Source organism: Janthinobacterium sp. 13 (assembly GCF_002749695.1).
GTDB lineage: Bacteria > Pseudomonadota > Gammaproteobacteria > Burkholderiales > Burkholderiaceae_D > Janthinobacterium > Janthinobacterium kumbetense.
Genome location: NZ_PEEQ01000001.1, coordinates 1,107,131 through 1,123,703, shown reverse-complemented (window position 1 = coordinate 1,123,703; position 16,573 = coordinate 1,107,131). Strand labels below are relative to the sequence as shown.

Genomic DNA, 16,573 nt, shown 5'->3' with positions numbered 1-16,573 from the left:
GGTTCCGGCATTTTTTTACCGAATTGGAGTCGCCATGAAAGCCCTGCACCGCATCATCGCGCAAGCCCGCGCCGTGCCGAAAAACATCGTCTTGTGCGAGGGCGGCGACGTGCGCGTGCTGCAGGCGGCCGCGCGGGCGGCCAGCGACGGCCTGGCGCACATCACCATCGTCGGCAAGCCGGCCGCCATCCTGGCCCTGGCGCGCGAACAGGCGCTGGACCTGGACGCCGTGCGCCTGGTCGACCCGGAAACGTCCGACGAGTCGGAGCACTATGCCCAGCAATTGTTTGTGCTGCGTCAAGCCAAGGGCATGACGGTGGAGCAGGCGAGGATCGCCGTGCAAGATCCCTTGTGCTACGCCAACCTGATGGTGCGCCTGGGCGACGCGGACGGTTGCGTGGCGGGGGCCGTGCACACGACGGCCGACGTGGTGCGCAGCGCCATCCAGATCATCGGCGTCGATCCGGCCTTCAAGCTCGTGTCGAGCTTTTTCCTGATGATGCTGTGCGAGCCGTTCCACAGCCTGAAGGGCGGTTTCATCTTTTCCGATTGCGCCCTCGTGGTCGACCCGAAGGCGGAAGAGCTGGCCGACATCGCCATGGCCGCCGCCGACAGCGCGCAAGCCTTGCTGATGGAAGAGCCGCGCGTGGCCATGCTGTCGTTTTCCACCAGCGGCAGCGCCCACCATGCGGCCGTCGACAAGGTGCATGCGGCCACGGACCGGGTCAAGGCCCAGCGTCCGCTGCTGGCCATCGATGGCGACGTGCAGCTCGATGCGGCCATCGTGGCCGAGATTTCGCAAAGAAAAGTCAAGGATTCCGTCGTCAACGGCCGCGCGAACGTGCTGGTGTTCCCGAACCTGGACGCGGGCAATATCGGCTATAAATTGGCCGAACGCATGGGCGGCGCCGTCGCCATCGGCCCCTTGCTGCAAGGCTTGAACAAACCGGCCAACGATCTGTCGCGCGGTTGCTGCGCCGACGACGTGTATAACGTGATTGCCGTCACGTCCGTGCAGGCCCAGGGTGGGCGCTGAGTTGTTCAGCCTGCCCGTGCTGGCGCTGCTGGGCGTGGTGGCGGCAGGCACGTATTTCCAGACCGTCACGGGTTTCGGACTGGGCATGATCGTCATGGGCGTGGCCAGCGGCCTGGGCCTGGCGTCCGTACCCGCGCTGGCGGCCCTCGTCAGTTTATTGTCCTTGGCCAATTGCCTCGTGGCCTTGCCGGGCGCCTTGCACCACCTGGACTGGCGCGCCATCCGCGCCGCCAGCATCGGCTTGCTGCCGGCCATGGCGGCCGGTGTCTTGCTATTGGGATACCTGGACCAGGCGTATGCGCCCATCCTGAGACTCTTGCTGGGCGCGGCCATCGTGTATGGCGGCGTCAGCATCCTGCTGCAGGCGCCGCCGGGACCGGGCGCGGCCGACAAGCGCAGCTTCTTCATCAGCGGCGTGTGCGGCGGCCTGTTTTCGGGCCTGTTTTCGCTGGCGGGACCGCCGCTCGTGTACCAGTTTTATCGCCAGGAAATGAGTCTGACCACCATCCGCTACAGCCTGATCTTCCTGTTCGCCATCAGCGCGGGCGGGCGCTCGCTGATGGCGGGCAGCCAGGGCCAGCTCGATGCGAAAGTATTGCTGCTGTGCACGCTGGCCTTGCCCGTGGGTGTGCTGGCCACGATGGCCGGCAAGCGCTATCCGCCACCGATCGCCCAGCGCGGCATGCGCCGCATCGCGTTTGCCGTGCTGACCGCCATCGGCATTTCGCTGATGGCGGCGGCCGTGCCGCAGCTGCTGGCCTAGGCCTTGAACGTCAATAAAGGTTTCAGGCGGGCCACCGATTGCAGCAAGCCCGCTTCCTCCTGCGCGGCGATGACGGGACCGATCTTTTTATACGCCATCGGCGCTTCCTCGACGCGGCGCTCTTCGCGCAGGGTCACGCACTGGAACGCCATTTCGTCGCCGCCCACCGTGGGCCGCATGGCGCGCATGGCCTGGCGGCGGATGCTGCGTCCCGCGCCGTGCGAGCACGACCACAGCCAGTCGGGATTGCCCATGCCCGTGGCTACATAGGAATAATCGCCCATGGAACCGGGGATCAGCGCCAGGTCGCCTTCGCGCGCGGGCGTGGCGCCCTTGCGGTGGATGTTCATGCCGTGCTCGCGCAGGATGACGTTGTGCGGCACGTCCACCACCAGGCGGGATTGATCCTGCGCAAACACCTGCGCCAGGCTGTCGCGCACCAGCTCGGCCAATACCATGCGGTTGACCCAGGCATAGCGCGACGCCACGCCCATGGCGTCCATGTATTCGCCGGCCAGTTCGCCCGTCAAGCCGTACAGGCCGGACTGCGGATGGCGCACGCCTGCCGGCCACGCTTCTTTGGCACGGTCCATCCAGCGGCTGCCGACAAAAAATCCCACGTCGCGGCTGCCGCTGTGGATCATGACGACCACTTCGCCGGGCACCAGTCCGTGCCGGTACGCGGCATGGCGGTCCATGACGGCATCGACCAGCTGGATTTCCACGAAGTGGTTGCCCGATCCCGTGGTGCCCAGGCTGGGGTCGCGTATCACTTCGCGCGTGCCCACCAGCGCTTCGGGCGCATGGCGCAAGCCGCCGCCCAGTTCGCGCAAGGCGATGCAATCGTCGAGCTCGCGCAGCAAGCGCTGCTTGTCGACCCGTGGCCACAAGCCATCATTGTGCAGGCTGTCGATGAACGCTTCCGGCCCCACGTCGAACAGGGCGGCAAACGCTTTCGAGCGCAGCGGCACGTTGCGGCCGTCTTCCAGCAGCACATGTTTGAGCTTGGCGAGCAGCTGCGGCTTGCGCGCCTCGAACTGCGCCAGGCTCAAGCCCGTCGTGATCAGGCGCATGCCGCAGGCGATGTCCGTGCCGGGGATGGCGGGAATCACCATGTCGGGGCTGGTGGCAACGATGCTGCCCACGGGGGCGATGCTGCCCGGGTGGAAGTCGGGCGTGGCGCAGGCCTTGCACACATGGCCATCCTGGCCCGGCACGGCGACGGCGGCAAACTCCATCAGCTGGCGCACGGCTTTTTCCTCGAGGGGAAAGTTGTGGGGCAGTAGCACGGACGCCTGGGCGTGCGGATTGCTGAGTGTATAAATGCCGTCGGCATAGGCGACAGCGATGCCCTGGCGGCGCAGGGCTTTTTGTAATCTGGATAGGGGAAACACGATTCTGCTCCGGAAATAACGAATGCACGGCCTTTTTGCAAGGGCCATGTTTGTTTTCCACGCAGCAGCGACAGGAAGTGCCGCCAGCTTAGCAAACTTTGTGCGGATTGCAAAGCCGCCGGCCCCGGCAGTGCGCACAAGAGGGCGCACGATACGCAGCGCCACTTGCAAAATAATCAAACAGCCTTTATATTCGCGGTTCTTTCTCGAACCTCTTCTTTATTGGAGCCAAAAGTGCCTCGCTTCTTCGCCATCACCTGCTAACGCTGACGAAATGCTCTCTGCAGCATCGTTCGGCGCGTTGACGCCCCCGATTGCTGCGGCACTGTTTTTGCTCCCTCCGCACACGTATCCAGGACCACCGTCCTGATCGTCCACGCCCGAACACGTCGTCAGCACCCCTGACCCTGTATGGACACGCCCCGGTGAACGCGGCGTGGGACGCTATGTTTTTACAATCTTTGCCCTTATTCAAATACCCGCGCACGCCGCACCTGGAAGGCTCGCGCCTGCAGGATGGCGACGACGGTTCCGACCAGATGCCCCTGAAAAAGCTGGCCGGCCAGTACGTCGTCATCGAGGAAAAAATCGATGGCGCCAACTCCGCCGTGTCGTTCAGCGACGCGGGCGAGGTGCTGCTGCAGTCGCGCGGCCACTACCTGGCGGGCGGCGGCAGCGAACGCCAGTTCAACCTGCTCAAACCGTGGGCGCATGCGCATGAACACGCCTTGCTGCACTTGCTGGAAGATCAATTTGTGCTGTTTGGCGAATGGTCTTACAGCAAGCATTCCGTGTTTTACGACCGGCTGCCCCATTATTTCAACGAGTTCGACGTGTATTGCCGCCGCACGCAGATGTTCTTGTCGACGGCGCGCCGCCACGCCATGCTGGCCGGCTCGCCCGTGCTGTCCGTGCCCGTGCTGTACGCGGGCAAGATGCCCGCGTCATCGAAACAGCTGTGGCAGCTGCTGCGCCATTCGCTGGCCAAGTCCCGCCTGTGGCGCGACGCTTTCGAAGGCGTGGTGGCGCGCGAACGGCTGCCGCTGGACCTGTGCTGGAAGCAGACGGACAAGTCCGACCACGCGGAAGGCCTGTACCTGAAAGTGGAAGACGACGAGCAAGTACTGGCCCGCTACAAGCTGGTGCGGCATGACTTTACGCAAACCATCCTCGACAGCGGCTCGCACCACAGCACGCGTCCATTGATTCCGAATCTGCTGGCCGAGGGCGTGGACTTGTACGCGCCGCAGCCGCTCGTCACGTGGGAGAGCCTGGGCTTGCACACCTGCCAGTCGCTGGACGAACTGGCAATATTTTCAAGGAGTACTAGATGAACTGGAAACAGTTACAACAACTGGTGCCGTCGGCGGGCCAGTCGCCCGATTTCAACGCCTGCCTGGCCGCCTTCCCGCAGCTGGAACTGGCGAAGACGACGCCGCAAAACCCCGTGTACCACGCGGAAGGCGATGTGTGGACGCATACGATGATGGTGGTGGAATCCCTGCTGGCCATGCCCGATTACCAGCAAGCCACGCGGGCGCAGCAGGAAATCGTGTTCCTGGCCGCCTTGCTGCACGACGTGGCCAAGTGCAGCACCACCGTGATCGACCCCGTCACGGGCGCCATCGGCCAGCCCGGCCACTCGCGCAAGGGCGCCCTCGATGCGCGCATCGCCCTGTGGGACGTGGACGTGCCGTTTGCCGTGCGCGAGGAAATCTGCCGCCTGATTAATGTCCATCAAGTGCCGTTTTTCGCGCTGGAAACCTCGCGGCGCGGCGTGACGCCCGAGTTCACCGTGCGCGAACTGTCGTGGCAAGTCGATATCCGCTTGCTGGCCATGCTGGCCGAGGCCGATATCCGCGGCAGGATCTGTCCCGATCCGCAGCGCATTTTAGATGCCATCGAGCTGTTCCGCGAACTGGCGCGCGAGGAGGGCTGCTATGGCCAGCGCCGGGTGTTTGTCGACGATCACACGCGCGTCAAATACTTTCGCGGCGCCGAGGCGCACCCCGATTACTCCCTGTTCCAGGAGCCGGGCTCGCGCGTGATCGTCATGTCGGGCTTGCCCGCGTCGGGCAAGAATACGTGGGTGGAGAAGCACCATCCGCGCCTGCCCGTCGTCTCCTTCGACGATGCGCGCATCGCCCTGGGCTTGAAGCACGGCAAGAACGAAGGGCAGGTGGGCGACTATGCGGAAGAGCGGGCGCGCGAGCTGCTGCGCAAGGGCGAACCGTTCGTGTGGAACGCCACGCATCTGTCCAAACTGATGCGCGAAAAGACGCTCAACCTGCTGTACAAATACCATGCGCAGGTGGAACTCGTGTACCTGGAGCAGCCGCGCAAGGAATTACTGCGGCGCAACGGCCAGCGCGACACGTCGCTCAGTAACAAGAAGTTGCAGTCGATGCTGTGGAACTGGGAAATTCCGCTGCCCATGGAAGCGCATGCCGTGCGGTACTGCGTCGACTAGCCCTGCCGCCGTCAAGCGCCATCGAAAGCGCTTGACCAGGCGGGCGCCACGCGCCATGGTGGGCGCATGACACTTGTTTTCCCTTCTTTCCTGTAAGCCTGCCGCAGCTTTGCCCCGCAAGGGGCGGGCCGCCGCATGGCCGCCTTTGATTCCCCTACATCATCGTCGCGCGTTGCCGCCCCATCCGGGGTGCGCCTGCGCGCGCCACAAGGAAAAGAACATGAAAACAATGCATCTCGCCGTCGCCGGCGCTTCCGGCCAACTGGGGTCCCTCGTCGTCAATGAACTCATCGGGCATCGCGCCGGCCGGCCCGGCATGGCGCTCACGGCCATCACCCGCACGCCAGGGCGCCACGCGGCGTGGCAGCAGCAGGGCGTCGGCGTGCGCTGCGGCGACTTTGACCAGCCGCAAGGCCTGGCTAGCGCCTTCCACGGCGTCGAGCGTTTGCTGTTGATCAGCACGAATACCCTCGACGGCACGGGCCGCCGCGTGGCACAGCACCGCCATGCCATCGAGGCGGCGCGCCAGGCGGGCGTGGCGCATATCGTCTACACCTCGTTCCTGCAGCCGCAGGAGGGCAAGCGCTCGCTGCTGAACGACGATCACCGGGCCACGGAAGCGCTGCTGGCGGACAGCGGCATGGCCCATACGATCTTGCGCAACGCGTTTTACCAGGATTTGCTGCTCGTGGTGCTGGGCACTGCCGCCGTGGATGGCCGGCTGCAAACGGCCATGGGAACAGGTCATGTGTCGTACGTGGCGCGCGAAGACTGCGCGCATGCGGCGGCTGCGGCGCTATCGGATGGCTATCCTGGCAGCCGCATCCTGGACATCACGGGGCCCGCCGCCCCCGATGCGCCGGCGCTGGCCGCCATGGCCGCCTTACTGTCTGGCAAGCCTGTCGAGGTCGTGAATCTCGATGCGGAGGAACGGGCGCGTCATTTCATCGCCACCGGCATGCCGGCGCCGATGGCGCAGATGCTGGCAGGCATCGAGCGCTGGCTGGCCACCGATGCCATGCACATCGTCAGCGACGATTATCGCGCGTTGACGGGACGGCAGGCGTCGCCCGTGCCAGCCTTCCTGCACGCGCATCGCCGCCAGTTGCTGGCGCTTCCGCCGGCATAGCGGCTACTTTTTGCATCCACCGAGCAACTGCGCGATCTCGCTGAACAGCTCATTGTTCAGCGAGGCGGGCAGGGTGGTGGCCAGGCTGCGGCTGTAGTAGGCGCCCAGGTCCAGGCCCAGTCCCAGCCCGCAGATTTCCACGGCGCCCTGCGCTTCGCGGCGCGCCACCACTTGCTTTAAATGTTGCGCCAGATAAAACTCGTCGTTGGCCAGATTCGTGGCTGTATCCATCGGGCAACCGTCGGATACGACGAGCAAGATGCGCCGCCGTTCCGGGCGTGCCAGCATGCGCGTGCACGCCCAGTCCACGGCTTCGCCATCGACGCCTTCGCGGTACAGGTCCGCTTTCAGCAGGGCCGCGATGTCGGGCCGCGCGCGGCGCCAGCTCGTGTCGCCATCCTTGAAGACCATGTGCACCAGTTCGTTCAAGCGGCCCGGCTGGGCGGGCGAACGGGCGCGCATCCAGTCGCGCTTGACTCTTCCCCCGTTCCACGCGCCCGTCGTAAAGCCCAGCAACTCCGTGCTGATCCCCGCCTGGTCCAGCGCGCGCAGCAGAATGTCGAGCAGCACGGCCACGGATTCCGCATGCGTCTTCATGGAGCCGGAACAATCGACGAGGAAGGTGACGAGGCAATCGGCTTGCGGCAGGAATTGTTCCTTGCGGAACAGCCGGCGTTCCGACGGCGAACTGATCAGCTGAGCCAGGCGGCGCCCGTCGATATAACCCTCTTCCTCGCCGAACGACCAGCCGTCGCGTTGCGGCACGGCCAGCAGTTGCGTGAAACGCCGCGCCAGGCGGGCCGTGTTGATGCCCAGGCTGGCGATGCGCGCATCCATGCGTTCGCGGTATTCGAGCAGCAGGGCGCGGCGCACCAGCTCGCCCGCTTTTTCTTCGCGGTCATAAGCCGTGGAGTACGCCCTGTAGCCGCCGTTGCCGTCGCTATCGTTGAAAGCGCGGCTGTCGCCCAGCGGCGCGGCATCGGGCAGGTGGTCGTTGTCGCTGTCGAAATCGAGCAGCAGCTTGAAGGCCGCCTGCGCCTTGGCGTCGCCCGCCTCGTCCTGGTCGCCTTCGCGCTTCGCCTGTGCCTCTTGCAGCATGGCGTCGACGGCGTGGGCGATGGCCAGAGCGTGGCGCGCAAAGGCCGCCTGGTCCGTTCGGTGGCGGCGCAAGCCCGCCAGGTCGCCGCTCAGTTGCGAAGAGACGGACCAGCGCGTGGCCTCGATGAAATCCTCCGTCTTTTCCAGCACGGGCCTGGCCGTCAGGCGCGACCAGCACATCTGGAACACCGTGTACAACAGCAAGCCCGACGCGCCTTCGGCCAGGCCGGAATCGTAGAACGCGTGCGACCAGGCCGTGAAACGGTGGCGCAGGTTGTGCGCCACGCCCGCATGTTGATCTGGCGCAAGCGTTTCCACCCTGAGCTGTTCCAGCAATTCGAAGACGAGGCGCGCCACGGGTTCCACCGGACACAAGGACTTGTGCAGGGCCGCATCCGTGTGCAGCAGGCGCAGGGCCACGCTGTCGGCCGCGCCGCGCAGCGAGGGCAAATCCTGCAGCGTGGCATCGGGCTGCAGATGGGCGGAGTGGATGGGCAGCGGGCGGTGGTCGTCGTGCAGGCGCCGGCCCCGGTAGCGGATGGAGGCAACGCCGCTCAGCGCGCGGATGGCGCCCGCGCACAACTCGTCCGTTTCCTGCTGCTCGCGCGTGTAGGCGGCCGGCGCGGTCGCTTCCGTGCTCATGCCTGGCTCGCCAGCAATTCCTCATTGAAACAGCGCTGGTAATACTCGGCCACCATGGGGCGCTCGGCCTCGTCGCATTTGTTGAGGAAGGACAAGCGGAAGGCCAGCGCCGGGTCGCGGAAGATCTGGCAATTTTCCGCCCAGGTAATGACCGTGCGCGGCGACATCAGGCACGCCAGGTCGCCCGCCGCATAGCCGTGGCGCGTCAGGCTGGCCACGGCCACCATGGCGGCTGCCAGCTGGCGGCCCGCCTCGTCGTTCATGGCGGGCACCCTGGCCAGCACAATCTCGGCTTCTTCCGCCTGCGGCAAATAGTTCAGGGTGGCAACGATGTTCCAGCGGTCGATCTGCGCGTGATTGAGTACCTGCGTGCCGTGGTACATGCCGTTCAGGTTGCCGAGGCCCACCGTGTTCGACGTGGCGAACAGGCGGAAGTGGGGATGCGGCGTGATGACCCGGTTCTGGTCGAGCAGGGTGAACTTGCCGTCGCGTTCCAGAATGCGCTGGATGACGAACATCACGTCGGGACGGCCCGCATCGTACTCGTCGAAGATCAGGGCCACGGGGCGCTGCAGCGACCAGGGCACGATGCCTTCCTGGAATTCCGTCACTTGCTGCTGTTCGCGCAGCACGATGGCGTCCTTGCCGACCAGGTCCAGGCGGCTGATGTGGCCGTCGAGGTTGACGCGCACGCAAGGCCAGTTCAGGCGCGCCGCCACCTGCTCGATGTGCGTGGACTTGCCCGTGCCGTGCAAGCCTTGCACCATCACGCGGCGGTTGTGGGTGAAGCCGGCCAGGATCGCCAGGGTGACATCCTTGTTGAAGCGGTAGGCGGGGTCGATGTCGGGCACGTGCGGGTCGCGCTCCGTGAAGACGGGCACGTGCAGGTCGCTGTCGATGTGGAACAGGCTGCGCACGGACTGCAAGGTTTGCGCCGCTGCGGCGGGGGGATGTTGGCGTGAATCTGGCACCTTGTTCTCCTGTGAAACCGCAGCGGGGGCGCTACGGGGTTATGAATTACCTGCCTGCAATGCGTCGTCGTCCCCGCCCGTCGTCGGCATGGTTTCCGATTCGATGGCGGCCAGGGCTTGCGCGGCGCGTTGCAATGCTGGCAAGAAATGTAAAGCCTTGTCGTGCGTCAAACGGATGATGGGCGCCTGGATGGCCACGGCCAGGTTCGAGCGGCCGTTCGGGTTCGGCACCAGCACGGCCACGCACAGCAGGCCGGGCAGGAATTCCTCGTCGTCAAGCGCATAGCCGTTGCGGCGCACCAGTTCCAGTTCGCGTTCCAGCTTGACGGGGTCCGTTTCCGTCTTGTCCGTAAAGCGCGTCAATTCCATGTGGCCCAGCAGGCGGCGCCGTTGCACGGGCGTCATTTGCGCCAGGAACAGCTTGCCGCTGGACGAGCAGTGGGCCGGCACCCGCGAACCGGGATGCAGGTAGAAGCGCAGCGGGGCCGCCGTTTCCACCCGGTCCAGGTACACGACTTCGCTGCCGCTGAAGGCCGTCAGGTTGCAGCTCTCGCCCACTTCCTCGACCAGCTGGCGCAAGACCATGCGGCGGGCGCCATGGAAAGTGTTGTTAATCAGTAGGTTCGATGCGAGGCGGCGCAGGCGCACGCCCGTGCTGTAGTGGCGGCCATCGCTTTCGCGCTGCAGCACGCCCACGCTTTCCAGCTGTTGCAGCATGCGGTGCAGGGTGGGCTTCGGCAAGCCCGTTTCTTCCACCAGCGCTTGCAGCGACAGCAACTGGTCTTTTTCGGCAATCACTTCCAGCAAGGCAAACAAACGCATCGTGGGCGTGTCGCCTTCCAGTTTTTCCGGCTCAAGTTTTGGGGATGAAATCATGTCCATGGTGGCCTCGGTTGGGTAGCTCTGAGTGTGACGTCAGCTTATTTCATTTTCGAACTCAAATTGTACCGTTTCCTTGAAAATCTGTTTGACTTTTGATTGCTGAACGCTTAAATTGAATTGTATATCAAATTTCGGAACAAAATATACCGATTTTTGATAAATTAATTGATAATTCGCTGCACTTCATCACCACAGACCAGGAGACACCCATGAATGACATGACCGAGCAAAAAGCCGCCGCCGCAGCGATACCTGTAGGCCCGCAAAAGATGACGCCTTCCGAAGCGTTCGTGGAAACCCTGGCCGCCAATGGCGTGACCGACATGTTCGGCATCATGGGCTCGGCCTTCATGGACCCGATGGATATCTTCGCCCCCGCCGGCATCCGCCTGATCCCCGTCGTGCACGAGCAGGGCGCCGGCCACATGGCCGACGGCTATGCGCGCGTTTCGGGCCGCCATGGCGTCGTCATCGGCCAGAACGGCCCCGGCATCAGCAATTGCGTGACCGCCATCGCCGCCGCCTACTGGGCGCATACGCCCGTCGTGATCATCACGCCGGAAACGGGCACGATGAGCATGGGCCTGGGCGGCTTCCAGGAAGCGAACCAGTTGCCGATGTTCGAGGAATTTACGAAATACCAGGGCCACGTGACCAATCCCGCCCGCATGGCGGAATTCACGGGCCGCTGCTTTGACCGCGCCATGTCGGAAATGGGTCCGACGCAATTGAATATTCCCCGTGACTATTTCTATGGCGAAATCAAGGCGGAAATCCCGAAACCGAACCGCCTGGACCGCGGCGCCGGCGGCGAGCAAAGCCTCAACGATGCGGCGGAACTGTTGGCCAAGGCCAAGTTCCCGGTGATCATCTCGGGCGGCGGCGTCGTCATGGGCGAAGCGATCGAAGAGTGCAAGGCCCTGGCCGAGCGCCTGGGCGCCCCCGTCGTCAACAGCTACCTGCACAACGATTCCTTCCCCGCCAGCCACCCGCTGTGGTGCGGTCCATTGGGTTACCAAGGATCGAAGGCGGCCATGAAACTGATCGCCCAGGCCGACGTCGTCGTGGCCCTCGGTTCGCGCCTGGGACCGTTCGGCACCTTGCCGCAGCACGGCATGGATTACTGGCCGAAGAACGCCAAGATCATCCAGATCGATGCGGACAACAAGATGCTGGGCCTGGTGAAAAAGATTTCGGTGGGCATCTGCGGCGACGCCAAGGCGGCCGCCAAGGCGATTATTGCCCGCCTGGACGGCAAGACGCTCGATTGCGACGCCACGCGCGACGAGCGCTATGCCACCGTGCAAGCGGAAAAGGCCGCGTGGGAAGAGGAATTGACGAACTGGACGCACGAAAAAGATGCGTACAGCCTGGACATGATCGAAGAGCAAAAGAAAGAGCCGGGCAATTACCTGCACCCGCGCCAGGTCTTGCGCGAGCTGGAAAAAGCCATGCCGGAAGACGTGATGGTGTCGACCGACATCGGCAACATCAACTCGGTGGCCAACAGCTACCTGCGCTTCGAAAAGCCGCGCAGCTTCTTTGCGGCGATGAGCTTTGGCAATTGCGGCTATGCCTTCCCGACCATCATCGGCGCGAAAGTGGCCGCACCGCACCGCCCGGCCGTGTCGTATGCGGGCGACGGCGCCTGGGGCATGAGCTTGATGGAAACGATGACCTGCGTGCGCCACAACATTCCCGTGACGGCCGTGGTGTTCCACAACCGCCAATGGGGCGCGGAAAAGAAAAACCAGGTGGATTTCTACAACCGCCGCTTCGTCGCAGGCGAGCTGGACAACCAGAGCTTTGCCGAGATCGCGCGCGCCATGGGCGCCGAAGGCATCACGGTCGACAAGCTGGAAGACGTGGGCCCGGCCCTGAAAAAGGCCATCGACATGCAGATGAATGAGGGCAAGACCACCATCATCGAAATCATGTGCACACGCGAGCTGGGCGACCCGTTCCGCCGCGATGCGCTGAGCAAGCCGATCCGCCACCTGGACAAGTACAAGGACTATGTTTAATTAAGTGAGCCAGCCTGTGGGAATGGGCTGTGACCAAATTCTCACAGATTGTCACGAATGCATCATAATTTCATTAAAGAATACAAGGCGTCCCGTTTTTTGAATTATTTGATTTGACAAGGCCATGCTTAAGGCTTAAATTCAATAAAAGACAAAAAACGGAACGTAGCGTATCAAAAACGATTTACGGAGACAACCATGAACCACCCTGTACCGCACACTGACGCCGTCACCACGGACTTCCTGCAAGCGTTCGGCGATGCCTGGAACCGCCACGATATCGAGGCCCTGATGGCCGCCATGGCCGACGATTGCGAATTCCATGCCGTCGCCGGTCCTGAACTGCTGGGCAAGAGCTTCATCGGCCGCGACGCCGTGCGCGCCGGCTTCGAGCTGGCCTGGCAAACCTTCCCCGACGCCGCCTGGCTCAACCCCGTGCATTTCGTCAGCGGCGAACGCGGCGTGACGGAGTCGACCTTTGCCGGCACCAAGGCGGACGGCACGCGCATCGAAGCGCGCATGGTCGATATCTTCACTTTCCGCGACGGCAAGATCGCAGTCAAGAATGCTTTCCGCAAGGATCGCCCACCCGTCGTCACAGTCTGAGCCAGCACGTTCACCAGGAATGACCATGAACAAACCTGTCGACACCCCGCCTGGCGTAATGGGCAACAACAGCACCGCCGCCCGCACGCCCTACGACCCCGCCTTCGATCCGCTGGTGGCCCAGCGCCCCGGCCACGGCAATGCCTACGCGCCCACCTACTGGATCGGCACGGCCGGCGAGCCGCCCGCCGACGACGGCCCCATCACGCATGACATCGACGTCGACGTGGCCATCATCGGCTCGGGTTTTACCGGCCTGTCCTGTGCCATCTTTTTGGCACAGGAACATGGCATCAAGGCCACCGTGCTGGAAGCGAACCGGGTCAGCTGGGGCTGCAGCACGCGCAATGGCGGCCAAGCCCAGTGCACGACGGGCCGCCTGAAGCGCTCGCAGTGGATAGACCGTTATGGCCTGGACACGGCCCTGAAACTGCACGCGGAAGTGTGCGACGCAATGGAAACGTTCAAGAAGATCACGGCCGACATCGATTGCGACCCGCAGCCGGGCGGCCACCTGTACATCGCCCACAAGGCGAAAGCCATGCCCGCGCTGGAAAAAGAAGCCAAGGTGATGCGCGAGATCTTCAAGTACGACGCCCGCATCCTCGACGCCGACACGGTCAAGCGCGAATTTGTCGATGACAAGGAAGCGGCCGGCGCGCTGCACGAGCCGGAAGGCATCGGCATCCATGCGGGCAAGCTGGCCTTCGGCTACCTGCGCAAGGCGCGCGCGCTGGGCGCCAAGGTGCATCCATCCAGCCCCGTGATGGGCTGGGAAACGCGCAATGGCGTGCATTATCTGCAAACGCCGGGCGGCGTGGTGCGTGCCCGTTCCGTGGCCGTGGCCACGGGCGGCTACACCTCGCCCCACCTGCATCCGCAAGTGAAGAACCGCTTGCTGCCGATTCTGTCGAACTCCCTCGTCACGCGCCCGTTGACCCCGGCGGAAATCGAGGCGTGCAACTTCCGCACCCATCAGGTGATCACGGATACGCGCATCTTGCGCCACTACTACCGCTTGATGCCGGACAACCGCGTACAGATCGGCAGCCGCAGCGCCATCACGGGCGCCGACGCGCCGGACGACAAATACAAACAGTTTTTGATCAACGATCTGCACCGCAAGTTCCCCGCGCTGACGGGGATCGGCATCGATTATTCGTGGTGGGGCTGGGTCGACGTCAGCCACGACATGATGCCGCGCATCGTGCAACCGGACCCGAAGCAATCGATCTTTTATTCGCTCGGCTACGGCGGCAACGGCGTCATGTACTCGGCGCAGGCGGGCCGGCGCATGGCCGAGCGCATCGCCGGCAAGGCCAGCGACACGGGCTTGCCGATCTTTAATTCGAAACTGCCGTATCCCAACATGATGGAACTGGTCGAATCGCAAGCGTTCGCCCCGTTCCGCCGCCTGGGCCAGCGCTTCCTGTACCGCTGGTATCACTTGAAGGATGAAGTGTTTTAAATAGTAATAGCAGTAGCCGTACTAAGCCGCCGTATGAGTTGACATAGAGCAACCAACGGCGCCTCCCGCAAGGGATGAGATTGCCCGCACGTTCACACATAACAATAACTTGGAGTGAGACATGAACACATACACGAGCAAAAACACGGTATTTTCAACGCTGCGCCGCGCCGTCCTCGGCACCCTGGTGCTGGGTGTCGTGGCCGCCTCCAGCGGCACGGCCTTCGCGCAAGGCAAGGAAGTGACGATTGCCTACCAGGAAATCAACGGTCCCTTCCTGGTGGCCATCGCCAGCGGCGAAGTGGAAAAAACCACCGGCTATAAAATCAACTGGCGCAAGTTCGATTCGGGCGCCAAGGTGGCCACCGGCATGGCGTCCGGCGACGTGCAGATCGGCGTCATCGGTTCGAGCCCATTGACGGCGGCCGTCAGCCGCGGCGTCGACTTGCAGCTGTTCTGGATCATCGACGACATCAACGAAGCCGAAGCGATGGTGGCGCGCAACGGCGCCGGCATCAGCAAGCCCACGGACTTGCGCGGCAAGAAGATCGCCGTGCCATTCGTTTCCACCACGCATTTCCACACCATGTTCGCGCTGGAAACGTGGGGCATCAAGCCCACGGAAGTGAAATTGCTGAACATGCAGCCGAACCAGATCGCCGCCGCCTGGGAGCGGGGCGACATCGACGCGGCCTTCGTGTGGGACCCGGCCTTGAGCAAACTCAAGCAAAACGGCAAGGTGCTCGTCACTTCCGGCGAGCTGAGCAAGAAGGGCAAGGCCACGTTTGACGGCATCGCCGTCGAGCGCGCCTGGGGCGAAGCGAACGCGGACTTCATGGCCAAGTTCGTCAAGGTAATGGCCGCGGCCGACGCCGACTACCGCGCCAATCCGAAGGCGTGGACCATTGATTCCCCGCAAGTGAAAGCCAACGTCAAGCATTCGGGCGCGGCCGCCAAGGACGTGGCCGCTTCCGTGGCCCTGTACGCCTATCCCTCGCTGCAGGAACAGGCGTCGCCGGCCTGGCTCGGTGGCGGCGCGAAGGGCGGCGTGGCGCAAGCCTTGCTGGCCACGGCGCAATTTTTGAAGGGCGAAGGCAAGATCGACACCCTGGCAAGCGATTACGCCAAATATGTGACACCCAGGTATGCACAGGCCGCCGGCCTGCTGAAGTAAACGTTGTGCGATGGCGCGCCTGCGGGCGCGCTGACTGAACAGAATGCGTTGAACTGAAGTGACTACACCTATGCGGGGCACACGATGGAAAATCTCTACGTCAAGGATGTCAGCGTGATTTATCCGGGCAAGACGGCCGGTGAACGCGTACATGCCTTAAACAATATCAATTTGACGATTAACAGCGGCGACTTCGTCGTCGCGCTGGGCGCCTCGGGCTGCGGCAAGACCACCTTGCTGAGCCTGATGGCGGGCTTTATCGCCCCGTCCAAGGGCGAGATCATGCTCGGCGACAATAAAGTGGAAGGGCCGGGCGCCGACCGTGGCGTCGTATTCCAGAAACATGCCTTGCTGCCGTGGCTGAACGTGATGGAAAACGTGGAATTCGGCTTGAAGCTGCAAGGCGTGCCGAAAGCCGTGCGGCGCGAACAGGCGGCAAAGAACCTGGCGCTCGTCGGCTTGAAGGACTTTCACGACAATATGATTTATCAATTGTCGGGCGGCATGCAGCAAAGGGTGGGCATCGCCCGGGCCCTGACCAGCAATCCCGCCATGCTGTTGATGGATGAACCGATGGCGGCGCTCGACGCGCTGACCCGCGAAACCATCCAGGAGTTGCTGCTCGATATCTGGGCCAAGTCCAGCACCATGTTCTTCTTCATTACCCACAGCGTCGACGAGGCGCTGTTCCTGGCGAACCGGCTGATCGTCATGTCGCCCCGTCCGGGCCGCATCACGCACACGTATGAACTCGATTTCAACAAGCGCTTCCTCGAATGCCGCGATGCGCGTGCCGTGAAATCGAGCCCGGACTTCATCAAGATGCGCGAAACGGTGCTCAACATCATTTATGGCGACGAGCGCGCTGTCAATAAAGAGCTGGAGGTGTCCCATGCATAGCCCATCCGTCGTGGGA

14 protein-coding genes are annotated in these 16,573 nt (G+C 63.4%); 10 read left to right on the top strand and 4 right to left on the bottom strand.

Annotated features, from left to right (window positions below; genetic code table 11):
- Nucleotides 1-34: 34 nt before the first annotated feature.
- Nucleotides 35-1,036, top strand: coding sequence for a phosphate acetyltransferase (gene pta / locus CLU94_RS04765; protein WP_099664801.1), 1,002 nt, complete (start codon nucleotides 35-37; stop codon nucleotides 1,034-1,036).
- Nucleotide 1,037: 1 nt separating this feature from the next.
- Entirely contained in the window at nucleotides 1,038-1,799 is a 762-nt protein-coding gene (locus CLU94_RS04760; protein ID WP_257218679.1) for a sulfite exporter TauE/SafE family protein, read from the top strand.
- On the opposite strand, the gene CLU94_RS04755 is transcribed toward CLU94_RS04760, so the two are convergent.
- A complete protein-coding gene (locus CLU94_RS04755) occupies nucleotides 1,796-3,193 on the bottom strand; it encodes an RtcB family protein (RefSeq protein WP_180278592.1) in 1,398 nt (465 codons plus the stop codon). The genes CLU94_RS04760 and CLU94_RS04755 overlap by 4 nt on opposite strands.
- A 446-nt stretch (nucleotides 3,194-3,639) precedes the next feature.
- Between CLU94_RS04755 and CLU94_RS04750 the strand changes: the two genes are divergently transcribed.
- The 3 genes from CLU94_RS04750 (at nucleotide 3,640) to CLU94_RS04740 (ending at nucleotide 6,792) form a co-directional block, all read left to right on the top strand.
- Nucleotides 3,640-4,527, top strand: a complete 888-nt coding sequence (locus CLU94_RS04750; RefSeq protein WP_099664798.1) for an RNA ligase family protein — start codon at nucleotides 3,640-3,642, stop codon at nucleotides 4,525-4,527.
- Nucleotides 4,524-5,663, top strand: a complete 1,140-nt coding sequence (locus tag CLU94_RS04745) for an AAA family ATPase (RefSeq protein ID WP_099664797.1) — start codon at nucleotides 4,524-4,526, stop codon at nucleotides 5,661-5,663. The genes CLU94_RS04750 and CLU94_RS04745 overlap by 4 nt, the downstream gene beginning before the upstream one ends.
- A gap of 220 nt (nucleotides 5,664-5,883) precedes the next feature.
- Entirely contained in the window at nucleotides 5,884-6,792 is a 909-nt protein-coding gene (locus tag CLU94_RS04740) for an NAD(P)H-binding protein (protein ID WP_099664796.1), read from the top strand.
- Nucleotides 6,793-6,795: 3 nt separating this feature from the next.
- Here CLU94_RS04740 and CLU94_RS04735 read toward each other — a convergent pair whose 3' ends face one another.
- The 3 genes from CLU94_RS04735 to CLU94_RS04725 are packed head-to-tail and all read right to left on the bottom strand — an operon-like array spanning nucleotide 6,796 to nucleotide 10,379.
- Nucleotides 6,796-8,532: a cobaltochelatase CobT-related protein gene (locus tag CLU94_RS04735; protein ID WP_099664795.1), complete on the bottom strand. Its 1,737-nt coding sequence runs from the start codon at nucleotides 8,530-8,532 to the stop codon at nucleotides 6,796-6,798.
- Nucleotides 8,529-9,503, bottom strand: a complete 975-nt coding sequence (locus CLU94_RS04730; protein WP_257218678.1) for an AAA family ATPase — start codon at nucleotides 9,501-9,503, stop codon at nucleotides 8,529-8,531. Before CLU94_RS04730 ends, CLU94_RS04735 begins: the two co-directional genes overlap by 4 nt.
- Before the next feature lie 39 nt (nucleotides 9,504-9,542).
- Nucleotides 9,543-10,379: an IclR family transcriptional regulator gene (locus CLU94_RS04725; RefSeq protein WP_369811606.1), complete on the bottom strand. Its 837-nt coding sequence runs from the start codon at nucleotides 10,377-10,379 to the stop codon at nucleotides 9,543-9,545.
- Between the two features lie 224 nt (nucleotides 10,380-10,603).
- Between CLU94_RS04725 and xsc the strand changes: the two genes are divergently transcribed.
- The 5 genes from xsc (at nucleotide 10,604) to CLU94_RS04700 (ending at nucleotide 16,557) form a co-directional block, all read left to right on the top strand.
- Nucleotides 10,604-12,409 (top strand): sulfoacetaldehyde acetyltransferase, encoded by a 1,806-nt coding sequence (gene xsc / locus CLU94_RS04720; RefSeq protein ID WP_180278807.1) that lies wholly within the window; start codon nucleotides 10,604-10,606, stop codon nucleotides 12,407-12,409.
- A gap of 198 nt (nucleotides 12,410-12,607) precedes the next feature.
- A complete protein-coding gene (locus CLU94_RS04715) occupies nucleotides 12,608-13,015 on the top strand; it encodes a nuclear transport factor 2 family protein (RefSeq protein WP_034788413.1) in 408 nt (135 codons plus the stop codon).
- Between the two features lie 58 nt (nucleotides 13,016-13,073).
- The gene (locus CLU94_RS04710) at nucleotides 13,074-14,483 is read left to right on the top strand and encodes an NAD(P)/FAD-dependent oxidoreductase (RefSeq protein WP_217495227.1); all 1,410 of its coding nucleotides are present in this window, start codon (nucleotides 13,074-13,076) and stop codon (nucleotides 14,481-14,483) included.
- A gap of 121 nt (nucleotides 14,484-14,604) precedes the next feature.
- The gene (tauA, locus tag CLU94_RS04705; RefSeq protein WP_099664792.1) at nucleotides 14,605-15,657 is read left to right on the top strand and encodes a taurine ABC transporter substrate-binding protein; all 1,053 of its coding nucleotides are present in this window, start codon (nucleotides 14,605-14,607) and stop codon (nucleotides 15,655-15,657) included.
- An 84-nt stretch (nucleotides 15,658-15,741) separates the two neighbouring features.
- Nucleotides 15,742-16,557 (top strand): taurine ABC transporter ATP-binding protein, encoded by an 816-nt coding sequence (locus CLU94_RS04700; RefSeq protein WP_070219220.1) that lies wholly within the window; start codon nucleotides 15,742-15,744, stop codon nucleotides 16,555-16,557.
- Nucleotides 16,558-16,573 lie beyond the last annotated feature (16 nt).

Coding starts and splice junctions, on each gene's coding strand:
- pta (WP_099664801.1), top strand. CDS start 35: ATGAAAGCCCTGCACCGCATCATCGCGCAAGCCCGCGCCGTGCCGAAA.
- CLU94_RS04750 (WP_099664798.1), top strand. CDS start 3,640: ATGTTTTTACAATCTTTGCCCTTATTCAAATACCCGCGCACGCCGCAC.
- CLU94_RS04745 (WP_099664797.1), top strand. CDS start 4,524: ATGAACTGGAAACAGTTACAACAACTGGTGCCGTCGGCGGGCCAGTCG.
- CLU94_RS04740 (WP_099664796.1), top strand. CDS start 5,884: ATGAAAACAATGCATCTCGCCGTCGCCGGCGCTTCCGGCCAACTGGGG.
- CLU94_RS04735 (WP_099664795.1), bottom strand. CDS start 8,532: ATGAGCACGGAAGCGACCGCGCCGGCCGCCTACACGCGCGAGCAGCAG.
- CLU94_RS04725 (WP_369811606.1), bottom strand. CDS start 10,379: ATGATTTCATCCCCAAAACTTGAGCCGGAAAAACTGGAAGGCGACACG.
- xsc (WP_180278807.1), top strand. CDS start 10,604: ATGACCGAGCAAAAAGCCGCCGCCGCAGCGATACCTGTAGGCCCGCAA.
- CLU94_RS04715 (WP_034788413.1), top strand. CDS start 12,608: ATGAACCACCCTGTACCGCACACTGACGCCGTCACCACGGACTTCCTG.
- CLU94_RS04710 (WP_217495227.1), top strand. CDS start 13,074: ATGGGCAACAACAGCACCGCCGCCCGCACGCCCTACGACCCCGCCTTC.
- tauA (WP_099664792.1), top strand. CDS start 14,605: ATGAACACATACACGAGCAAAAACACGGTATTTTCAACGCTGCGCCGC.
- CLU94_RS04700 (WP_070219220.1), top strand. CDS start 15,742: ATGGAAAATCTCTACGTCAAGGATGTCAGCGTGATTTATCCGGGCAAG.